The sequence below is a fragment of the Indolivaga alginatilytica genome (assembly GCF_003201355.1).
GTDB classification, from domain to species: domain Bacteria; phylum Bacteroidota; class Bacteroidia; order Bacteroidales; family Dysgonomonadaceae; genus Dysgonomonas_A; species Dysgonomonas_A alginatilytica.
Map to the genome: position 1 here is coordinate 1 of NZ_QICL01000056.1, position 11,395 is coordinate 11,395.

General features: G+C 33.3%; 5 protein-coding genes, 1 other RNA gene and 1 pseudogene. 5 read left to right on the forward strand and 2 right to left on the reverse strand.

Annotation, left to right across the window (positions count from 1 at the left end; translation table 11 throughout):
• A partial coding sequence (gene mobV / locus CLV62_RS21155) for a MobV family relaxase (protein WP_110312762.1) occupies positions 1-1,292 on the forward strand: 1,292 nt, incomplete at its 5' end.
• Between the two features lie 262 nt (positions 1,293-1,554).
• Positions 1,555-7,053 carry a DUF3320 domain-containing protein gene (locus CLV62_RS21160; protein ID WP_110312763.1) on the forward strand — a complete coding sequence of 1,833 codons (5,499 nt, stop codon included), beginning with the start codon at positions 1,555-1,557 and terminating at the stop codon, positions 7,051-7,053.
• Positions 7,054-7,197: 144 nt separating this feature from the next.
• On the opposite strand, the gene CLV62_RS21165 is transcribed toward CLV62_RS21160, so the two are convergent.
• Complete coding sequence (locus CLV62_RS21165) at positions 7,198-7,593, reverse strand: hypothetical protein (protein ID WP_110312764.1); 396 nt, start codon at positions 7,591-7,593, stop codon at positions 7,198-7,200.
• A gap of 225 nt (positions 7,594-7,818) precedes the next feature.
• Between CLV62_RS21165 and CLV62_RS21170 the strand changes: the two genes are divergently transcribed.
• The 3 genes and pseudogenes from CLV62_RS21170 to CLV62_RS21180 all read left to right on the forward strand — a co-directional run bounded on the left by CLV62_RS21170 (position 7,819) and on the right by CLV62_RS21180 (position 10,535).
• On the forward strand, positions 7,819-8,706 hold the full coding sequence (locus CLV62_RS21170; RefSeq protein ID WP_110312765.1) for a HEPN domain-containing protein: 888 nt from the start codon (positions 7,819-7,821) through the stop codon (positions 8,704-8,706).
• A gap of 254 nt (positions 8,707-8,960) precedes the next feature.
• Positions 8,961-9,167: pseudogene (locus tag CLV62_RS22405) on the forward strand (DUF4365 domain-containing protein); the annotation flags it as partial.
• Positions 9,168-9,257: 90 nt separating this feature from the next.
• The gene (locus tag CLV62_RS21180) at positions 9,258-10,535 is read left to right on the forward strand and encodes a hypothetical protein (RefSeq protein WP_245904161.1); all 1,278 of its coding nucleotides are present in this window, start codon (positions 9,258-9,260) and stop codon (positions 10,533-10,535) included.
• A gap of 86 nt (positions 10,536-10,621) precedes the next feature.
• Here CLV62_RS21180 and ssrA read toward each other — a convergent pair.
• Positions 10,622-11,018, reverse strand: a transfer-messenger RNA (tmRNA) gene (gene ssrA, locus CLV62_RS21185).
• Positions 11,019-11,395 lie beyond the last annotated feature (377 nt).

The following is an 11,395-nucleotide window of genomic DNA, read 5'->3' on the forward strand; positions in this document are numbered from 1 at the left end:
AAACCCGTACACACCTCAATAAGGAATTAATACACTTTCCCGAAGGAGTGAATAGCCGGACAGAAGCTATACAACATAGAATAGAGAATGCGGATATCAAACGAAAAATATCCAAAGATCAGGTACGTGCCATTCGTATTATGCTCTCAGGTACACATGAAGATATGAAAGACATCGAAGAATCAGGAAACCTCGATAACTGGTGTACCGATAATATCGATTGGCTAAAACAAACCTACGGAGAAAAGAACCTTGTATCTGCTGTTTTACATATGGATGAGAAGACACCTCATATTCATGCAACTGTTGTACCCATAGTTACAGGTGAAAGAAGAAAGGTAAAGGATATTAAGACGCAAGAGATAAACCCCGATAAGAAAAAGTATAAGAAGAAAAGTAAAGATGCCTCTCGATTGTGTGCTGATGATGTAATGGCAAGGAACAAACTAAAGGAGTATCAGAACTCGTATGCGGAATGGATGAAACCCTACGGATTGGATAGAGGCATTGATGGATCGAAGGCAAAGCATACGGAAACGTATGAGTATTACAGGGAGCTGTTAATTAAGAATGAGGGTATGTACCAAAGTCTTGAAGAATTGAAACAACAGGAAAAAGAGGCATATATCCGTTATGAACAAGCCAATATACTTAAACAACAAAAAGAAACCGAATTGAAAAATACGGATGAAGCCCTCAAGCAGAGAAAAGGACAACTAAAGACCGAAAAGTTTGTAAATAAAGCAGCGGATGTAGGCTCTACTATTATGGACGGCATAGGTTTGGTAATGGGTACATCCAAGGTCAAAAAACAACAGCATGAGATAGATAACCTGAAGGCTGATAAGGAAACCCTTGCTAAAGAAATTAAGGAGCTAAGGCAGGGTATAAAAAACATACAAAAAGAGCATGAGACAATTTTAGACAAATTAAAGCAGGAACTTAAGAAGATTTACGACCTGTTCCCCAACATCAAGGAGCTACTACGCATTGAGAATCTGTGTAACCATTTAAGGTTCTCCGAAAGCTTAATCAAAAAGATTCTGGAAATGAAGCCTGTCGGGTTCAAAGGCAGAATTTATTCTGCGGAATATGAGCGGAGTTTTGAAACGGATCATTCGGTAGCTGAGGTTAAACCGCATCCCACTGAAGAGGGTAAACTTGAGTTTACTATTGATAGCATGAGTCATGTCAACTGGTTCAGACAGAAGTATCAGGAGTTTCAAAGGGCAATCGGGATTGATATTAAACAGAAGCCATCATTTGGAAAAAAGAAAGGGATTGGAGGTTAATTTCTTTGTTATATACAATATTTTAGCCTTAATCAAAAATCTACTATATCAAACTTTATTAGAGATAGAAAATTGTCAGAGTTTCGATATTTAAAATCTAAAAGCGAAATGTTTAAATATAAGCTCAGTAAACTCACTTATCATATATATACTTTGTTAAAAATAATTACTTTTGTTTATTGAGCTAATAAAATCAAACATACTCTTTTTTAGAGTATATAAAGAGAGTAACACAAAAAATTAAAACCAGATTCTATAATATATGGCTAACATCAAAATAAAAATTGAAGCGTGGAAAAAATTGCTTCTTGATTTGGGAAAGCGAAATAGGTTAATTAATTTTAAGGAAACCAAACGTTCGAATATAGCTATCGAACTCCCAAGTTTTGATGATTTATTTGATGCTATTGTCTCCAGTGAAAAGTCTCTGAAATTTCCTTTCGCAAAAAAGATAATCATTGATGATGGAGAAGAAACTTTCGAATCTATAATTGAAGGGGATTTAAAAACGAACAAAACACCTGGAGATTTACAAAAAACGCTTAAAGTTCTCCGAGCGAAAGCAAAGATGTCTATTGAGGAACAGGGGATAAATACATTATATCTTACTTTCGGTTTGCTTAAATGGAAAGAAACTAGTTTTTCTGAGCAGATTATTACATCTCCTCTTGTCCTTGTACCTGTAACTTTGACTAATGAATCTATTTCATCTCCATATATTATGCATCTTCATGAAGATGAGGTTGTCGTAAATCCTACATTGTCATTTAAATTGAATAATGATTTTGGAATAGAACTACCAGAATTTGATGCAGACAAGATGAAAATCTCGTCATATATCGAAATAATAAGAGAAGCAGTTCAAAACGAGGATTGGAAGATTTCTTGCGATGCCAATCTTACTTTATTGTCGTTCCTTAAAATCAATATGTATAAAGATTTAGAAAGGAATGAAGAGAAATTGATCAATAATCCAATAGTTTCTGCCATTGCTGGAGATGGTGATCCGATTTATTTATCAGAAGAGTATAACGATTTTGATCATGATACTAAAATACGACCTGTAGATACGTATCAGGTTGTAGATGCAGACTCTAGTCAGCAAGATGCAATTCTATTATCAAAGAATAATGTTAGTTTTGTTTTACAAGGACCTCCGGGAACAGGTAAAAGTCAAACAATCACAAATATTATATCTGAAGCGTTAGCAGACGGGAAGAAAGTTTTGTTTGTTTCTGAAAAAATGGCAGCTTTACAAGTTGTACATAAACGACTGACACAGGTAGGGCTATCTGACTTTTGCCTTACACTCCATAGCCATAAAGCTAATAAGAAAGAGATATTAAGAGAATTGGCAAATTCTCTTAGTATGAACAAAGTTAGTGTCAAAGAAGAAGCTGTGTACAAACTCATGGAGCTTGAGTATCTGAGAGAGCGAATAAATAAATACCATAAGGAGTTACACACGAAGTGCTTGCCACTAAACAAGAGCATTTACGAGGTTAATGGCATATTAGCATCTTTGGATAATCTTACCGAGATTATTTTTGATATAGCAGAAGTTGATAAATTTACACCTGAGAAATTGAATACCCACAAGTACCTACTTGAGGTATTCTCCAAGACTATCGGAAAGATGAGTGAGAGCTTCCATTCAAACCCTTGGTATAACTCCACTGTCGACAACGTCTCGTTTGAACTTCGACACGATATAGATGCTAATTTCAAAACACTCATACCTCTACTAAAAGAGCTTGTAAAAGAAGTACAGGATACAATTAATGAATTCGAATTATCATTACCTATATCTATAAATCAAATTGACAATTTAATCGAAATTCTCAATCTATCGAATAAATCTCCGAAGATTCCAATACATTGGATTACAGATAATGATATATGCAATCTCATAAAACAGACAACTAAGTATAAGCAAACTTCAGATGAGATTAGAAAAAGTACGAGTAACTTAACAAAGAAGTATGGAGATAAAGTACTTCTTATTAATGGAGGCTTATTGAATGCAGAAATATCAGAAGCCCTAAGCAATATAAAACTGATACTTAATCATCAAACGTACGAAAGTAGTGATAGCATTGTAGATGGTATTGATATAATTATTAAAGAGGCTGAATTTATCTCTAATGACTTAGATAAACTCTTTATATTAGTGGACAGACTTTCGATAATGTTAGGTATTCAGACCCCCAATAAATTTTCGGAAATATCAAATTTTGCCACTATAACAGAAATTTTATCCACACGAATAATACCGACTCGGATGTGGTTTGAAAATATTCAAAATACAGATTTTGAGCTGTTCCTCGCTGAAGCTTCAACCATCCACAACGAAGAAAACACCTTGTTGGTAAAGCTATTTAATAATTACGATAAAGAAATACTTGATATTGATTTTAATTCAATTATAAAACGTTATAGAACGGATTATCGTTCTATATTTAGGATTTTTAATTCACAATATCGCAAAGATAAAAGAGATATACAGGCACTTTGTCTAAGTTCCGAGAAATTAAATGACAATACTATTATTACATTGCTTGATCAGTTGAAAGTTATTGCAGAGAAAAAGTCTTGGATAAATGAACATGAAACTAAACTTAGAGAATATTTTGGAGTTTATTACAAGGGATTGTCTACAGATTGGGGGAAATTATTAGAGACAATTGGTAAATTTAGATTGTTGATTGAACTTTTACCCGAGCAAATTATTTCAACTCTCCTCAGATCGTTACTTATTAATGATGAGTTACCTTATGAAAAGATTACATCTTTTATTTCACTATATTCTACTATTGATATTAATCAAATAATTGCAACGACCGAGCGATTGATAGATAAAAATATCAATGCCCCATCAGGCATATCGAAATTAATCAAATTAGCATCTGGAATTGTTTCTCAAGCAGATACGATAAAACGTTGTTATAATGAAGTGAATAACTTAACGCCTGATATACTTGACAGTAAAAGTTTTTTCGCTGATCTTAATGAGCTTTCTAATATCCAGATAGTTTTACAGTCTATAGATAGTAAAAAAGAATTTTTGCAACAACAATATAGTTTCCTATGGAAGGGAGATATTACAGATTGGGATACAATTTTATTTAACCTTGAGTTTGCCGACAAATTCATACAATTAGTTGATAAGCATACACTGCCAGCCAGATACATAGAACGTATTTGCTCTGACACACAATCAATAAATCTTGCAGGAATAAAAAGTCTTGAGATCACCAAAATAAGACTTTTAGTTGGTGAAGAGCTTGAATGGGTATTCAATATGTTTGATGAGTCAGAAGATTTATCCAATAAAAAATTAGAGGATATTATAAAAAGGTTTACCGAATGTTACACAAAAAAATCATCTCTGGAAGAGTGGATTGACTATCGCAACAATCGAAAGAAATGTAAGGAAGCTGGTTTGGCTGAGTACATTAGCAAAATAGAATGCTTAAACATAAACCCTAATTTAATTATTGGTACATACCTAAAGAGATTTTACCGATTGTGGCTGGATAAGCAACTCCCCAATTACCCTACTGTACAATCATTTAGGCACAAGTCTCATGAAAGCAATTTATCTGAATTCAAGATCTTAGACAGAGGGCAAATGGTTGTTGCTCAGTCACGAGTGCGAGAAAGATTACTCAGCAGGTTACCCGACTTTAACTCAATAACTTCATCACGCGATGAAATTGGGATTCTTAAGCGAGAACTTAACAAACAAAGAAAGTTATTACCCCTTCGTAAATTATTTAACGCAATACCTAATCTTCTCACATCATTGAAACCATGTTTTATGATGTCCCCCTTGTCTGTAAGTGTATTTCTAGAAGCTCAAAGTTATGAATTTGACCTTATTATATTTGATGAGGCATCTCAAGTATGTACTGAAGATGCAGTAGGAGCAATAATGAGAGGTAAGCAAGTGATTGTTGTAGGAGACAGTAAACAGTTGCCTCCTACAAACTTCTTCGCAACAACACTATCAGATGGCGATTACGATATTGAAAGCGACGAACAAGATGATACAGGTGCATATGAATCAATACTTGACGAAGCACTTAATGCAATACCAGAGAGAAGTTTACGTTGGCATTATCGTAGTCGCCACGAACATCTTATAGCATTTTCTAACGCCAAAATATATAATCATAAATTGATAACATTTCCTTCTCATCAAGAAAAAGTCAAAGACTTTGGTGTTGAGTATGTTTATGTGCCAAACGGTGTATATGATAGAGGAGGGAAACGAAACAATATTATTGAAGCAAATAAAGTAGCAGACCTTGTACTTGACCATTTCAGAACTAATCCGAACCGTTCATTAGGTGTAGTAACATTCAGTGAAGCACAGCAACAAGCTGTTGATATGGCTATTAGAGAGCGAAGGCTATCCAATAGTAGTTTTGATATTTTCTTCGCCGAAGAGAAAGAAGAAGCTTTTTTTATCAAAAACCTAGAAAATGTGCAGGGGGATGAAAGAGACACTATTATTTTTAGTATAGGTTATGCGAAAGACTCAAAAGGTATAATGTATATGAGTTTTGGACCTCTTAGTCGTGATGGAGGTTATCGAAGATTAAATGTAGCTATTACTCGTGCTAAGTATAATATCAAACTTATAGGCTCTATTTTACCAGCTGATATTGATACGGAACGCACAACCTCGGAAGGAGTTAAAATGCTTCGCTCATATATAGATTTTGCCCAAAATGGGATGTCAGCTTTAGAGGGTGAATTAAAATATAATGACATACTTGAACTGGACTCTCCATTTGAGGAATCGGTATATGATTTCCTTAATTCTAAGGGGTACAATGTTGTAACTCAAGTTGGATGTTCTGGTTTTCGCATAGATATGGCTATCCGCCATCAAAAACACACAGGTGTATTTGTACTTGGTATAGAGTGTGATGGGGCAACATATCATAGTTCAAGAACAGCAAGAGAACGTGATAGGCTAAGACAAACAATATTAGAGGATATGGGTTGGCGAATATATCGTATTTGGTCAACAGATTGGATAAAAGATCAGATTACAGAAAGCGAGCGTCTTATTGATACAATTGAGAAGGTTTTGCGTGAATTTGAAGAGCCAAAGCTTGATTTGAAAATCGAGAGTATAGATTCTTCCTCGATAAATATAGAGATCGAAGAACAGTTAATAAATCAACAACAAGAAGATGTTGGTTATGGTTTTTCAATGTATGAAGAGGCAAACATTGATGATGTCGAACGTGTCTATGATGATTGGTTGTATGCGAGCAATGTAGTGAAGCATATTTTACAAATAGAACAACCTATACATTTCGAAAACCTTTGTAAACGTATTGCTCCACTTTGGGGCAATCAAAAAGCGACCTCTAAAATCAGAGAATTAGTAAATTATACTATAAATAGACATCTCAAAAATCAAATTACAAATTGTGAAGACTTTATATCACTTACGTCTGTGAAGTCGATTACAGTTAGAATACCTAACTCTGAATATGGAGATAATATTCGTCCAGTCCAATATATTGCTACTGAAGAGCTTGCAGAAGCTATGGTTGTTATCGCCCAACGAAGTTATGGAATACGTTCAGAAGATCTGAAAATTGCGACTGCTCGCGAATTTGGGTTTAGCCGTAAAGGAAGTAATATTACGCAAGCAATGGAAAAAGCATATTATCACCTGCATACAACAGGTAGAATTCAGGAGATCGATGATTCTAAGGTTAAAGTATTAATCAACTAAAGAAAGTATATTTTGCTAAGCAACATAAGCTTGCGTGTTTACTGTGTTGTTTATCTATTGCCTATTGAGGTCTTGAAGATAAAAAATTGAAAAATATTCAGGCAAAACCCTAAAGCCTTGCCTGAAATATAGTAGTAACCCCGATTATAAATAGAAAGACTTAAAGTAAATATCGTCTTTCGTCTTTTCTATGGATATGAAAGAATTGGGTAATGTCCAACAGCCTCGGATATAATCATAAGCATAGGTTCTATTGAGATAACTGATATAGTTACTTAACTCATCTAAGTCATCAAAGAATATATGCGAAGCATTGCAGCTATTGTTCTCGCCAAAGGTGCAGGACAGAGTTGCTTTCTGGTCTTCAAAAAGAAGCTCTATTATGTTTTCTTTGACTTCATTTTCAATGTACTCGGCTACATACATGGGATTGTCTGAGTAGCTTTCTTGGATTTCATCATGGGATAGCCTTAATACCAGAGAAGAACAGTTTATCAGTATTGCACAATATTCGTTTGAGATTGTTTGTTGTGTTGTCATATATATGTCCGCTTTTAAGCCTGATTAGTTAATCAAGCCGATATAAATATTAAAATAAATAGTTTATATCGCTGCGGTATTGAGTCGTCAGTTATAATTTTTAGTCAAACTGACAAGAAGCAGGATGTAAATACAAATATACAATTAACAAACAAAAAGTTAATCTTTGTTTTCCTTTTTTCAATATCTTTATATTCTTAATTTTAAGATCATAAATAAAAACCGATGAAGAAATCCATATCATATCTGCCATCCAATAACCAGCGGGATTTGCATTTTATTGTCGAGGCAGTTTTACAACGGCTTAAACAAACCGAAATGATAATTTTGTTTGGTAGCTATGCACGTAACGACTATGTGGTATATGATGAAAAATATGAGTTTGGCAAACTACAGTTTTATGTAAGCGATTACGATATATTGGTTGTCACAAGCGGAGTATCGGATGGAGGAGCAATCAGGTCGCTTAGTAATGTGGAAGATTTATATTATGACAGGGCAAAAGACCCTGACAGACAGCCTCCTGTTCAGTTTATCAGTGAGGATATGAAAAAGCTGAACAAGTACCTGAATGAAGGCAGGTATTTCTATACACAAATAAAACAAGAGGGTGTTGTTCTATATGATAGTGGAAAACACAAATTAGCACGAAGACACAAACTCAGCTTTGAAGAAATAAAGCAACAGGCTCAGGAATATTTTGATGATAAGTTTGACAGAGCAAATAGTTTTATAGAACAAGCTAAATTTGCATATTCAAGAAAAGATTACAGAATGTCATCTTTTGATTTACATCAAGCTTGTGAAAACTTTATCTATGCTATTCGGCTAGTTAACACATTAGAAAATCCCAAACAGCATAATCTTACCAAATTACTGAACTCCGTTAAGAAATATTCGAATGAATTTATCAAAGTCTTTCCACAGAATACTTCGGAAGAGAAACGGCTCTTTGAACTTATCAAAGCGGCTTATGTAAATGGCAGATACGACCCTGATTTTGTAGTAACAAAGGAGGATATTGATATGCTTGTGCCTAAAGTGGAATTATTGAGGGATATAACAAAAAGGATTTGCGAAGAGAAGATTGGTGAGTATGGGGAGAGGGAGTGAGAAAATTATACTTCTATGATGAATAATAAAATGCCAATTAAGTCTAATTCCCAATCTTTAGGAGATATAGGAGAAAAGACTGTAGCATTAATATTTAGTAAGTATTCATGGAGTGCTGATCTAATCAAATCTGATTTTGGAGAGGATATTAGTTGTACTGTATTTATTGATAATAGCAGAACATATTACTACTTTAGGTGCCAAGTAAAATCAACAAAAAAAGATAGTAAATATATTAGAAGACTAAAGATGGTAATTTTAGTGTTTCCATAGAAACAACAACTCTTAATGCATGGATAAATTCGTATTTTCCAATATTTCTTGTAATTTATGAAGAAGAAACTGATTCTTGTTTTTGGTGCAGCCCTACTAAACAAGTATTAGGTAATTTATCTAAACTTGGGAAAAAGAAATCTTCAATAATAGTTCCCAAACAAAATACACTCAACAATTTTTCGAGACAAGATATTCTTAATGAAATAAAAGATTATTATAATACAATACTTCGATTGGATGAGTCCTTTGTTAGATGTCAATTAATCCCTGTAATAATGCCTTCTTATAAGGTTATTCCATTCTACCCCAGTTTATTAGATTTTATACATAATAATGATTCAAATCTTATTTTGAATGTTGGAGCAAATTTAATAGAGATGCTACCTTCATGGATGTCTATTCTAAAAAGGATTGAGCCTAATAATTCCATGCCTGTAATTGTTGTTGATTCCCAAATTACAGAATTAGATATATTTAATAAGGAATTAAAAGAAAAACTAAAAGATATAAACTATAAAATTAATGATAATCAAGAGTGGATTTCTTTCATCATTAGTCCAATTAAGATTCTCTCTACAAATAATAATTCTCTGTGGTTAAATGAAATGACATCATGGCTCTCTTATTCTTTAATTGGTAATAAAATACATAATGATTTTGAGTATGCTTTTGAAGCTCCAGAAGGTTTTTTAAGGCAAACATCTCGTCGTGCTAGAAGTTGGGATTATTTTCACTTTGTTAATCCAGCAAAAGACGTTGCATTACAGTTATTTGGGTGTTATGATGTTACTCCAACAATAAAAGCTATAAATGAATCTCATTTTCAGAATGTAAAAGGACAATATATTGTTTGGAAATGCTCCCCTCTAGAAATACAAGAGATATCTTACATTGTTCATGATGTTGATTTATCTGTAAAATTATTAGAAGATCTAAATGAAGAAGAATCAATAATCACAATTTCAACTAGAATGTTTGATCCTTTTATGGGTTTATATTGTTTATCTCCTGATTGGAATAGTTTTGAAAATGGAAGTGTAAGAGAGATACTTAATAGAAATCACTTATTATCAAAATTGCCAGGAGCAGAATATACAGGCACGATTCCTGACTTTTTTGAAGAAGCCATAAATAACTATAAAAGAAACTATAAGCAGGTTATTGTAACTGAACTCGAGTATATAGTTGGATTTCCGATAAAACATAATGAAAGAAGAATACAGGTATCTAGATTTCAAATGATCAATGAAAGATACGCTTCTGATATAAAATCTCATATGAATAGTCTTAAACCAATAGAATTGAAAGATTCTGAGTTAATATTATCTTGTATAGATAATACATGGGGAGAAGATGCTATATATGAACTTTCGTTTTCTTGGACTCCTGATATATTTTTGACATCCAAAGAGGATTATATAAAAAATGAAAAAAAGATATTATCCCTATTGAATAACTTATTGCCAACAAGAGTAAATAATAATCATATTTTGAAAAATACATACGAAATTATTCATAGTGCTGGTGAGATTGGTTTTGATTATCAAGAATAAAACTATATCAACAAAAACACCCAACTTTACATTTTAGGGTGTAAAATTGGGTGTATACTTTACAATTCGCTGATAATCAGTGTTATTTGTGGAGCTGGAGGGATTCGAACCCTCGTCCAAACAAGGAATTAGTTTGCTTTCTACATGCTTATCTTTGTTTTAATTGTCGGGAGTGAGCAAGACCAAAGCCACCAACTCAAACCTTATCTTCTTTATTTCAAACAAGAGCCGAAGATTCCCTTGTTCTATCCCCGATTTACCTACACCACCGTATCGAAATGCTTCGGAGCAACAGCTTCCGGGTGATGTCTTGTCTCAACACATGTGCTGAGATTAAGCTATATCTACTATACTTCGATTAAGCAGCAAGAGCGTAATTATTTTCGCCAGTTAAAATTTTGACGTCTGAGATTATAGTGCTAGCCGACTACGCACTGCATGCTTACAAACCACTTCATCTCGCTGTCAAAACCGGTCAGCCCCATGATTTTATTAGTTGTTCTTTTAGTCAATACAGCTATACTTTCTCTAAAGTCTTATGCATGTAAAAAGTACATTTATAATACAAAGATAAGCGATTTTTCGCATTGATTTACTTATTCGTTTAACTATTTATGGAAATATTAAGTTTAATCCTATTTCAATTGCCTAGAAAATGGTTAAATGTTATCTTCGAATAAAATTAATAATGCGAATCAGTAGTTGAACTTTTCCGCTGATTTGTTTAGTTAAAATGTTTATAATCAATAAAATAAGCGATTGATTATTTGCTCAATCTCTTGAAAATCATTAACTTAAAAGAATAATCCCCATTATTTTTCAGTTATGATTCCCAAGAAGAAAGAGCTTAAACTGATAAA

Bases quoted from the DNA above. Each gene is read 5' to 3' on its own strand.
- CLV62_RS21180 (WP_245904161.1), top strand. From the start codon at position 9,258: ATGCCTTCTTATAAGGTTATTCCATTCTACCCCAGTTTATTAGATTTT.
- CLV62_RS21160 (WP_110312763.1), top strand. From the start codon at position 1,555: ATGGCTAACATCAAAATAAAAATTGAAGCGTGGAAAAAATTGCTTCTT.
- CLV62_RS21170 (WP_110312765.1), top strand. From the start codon at position 7,819: ATGAAGAAATCCATATCATATCTGCCATCCAATAACCAGCGGGATTTG.
- CLV62_RS21165 (WP_110312764.1), bottom strand. From the start codon at position 7,593: ATGACAACACAACAAACAATCTCAAACGAATATTGTGCAATACTGATA.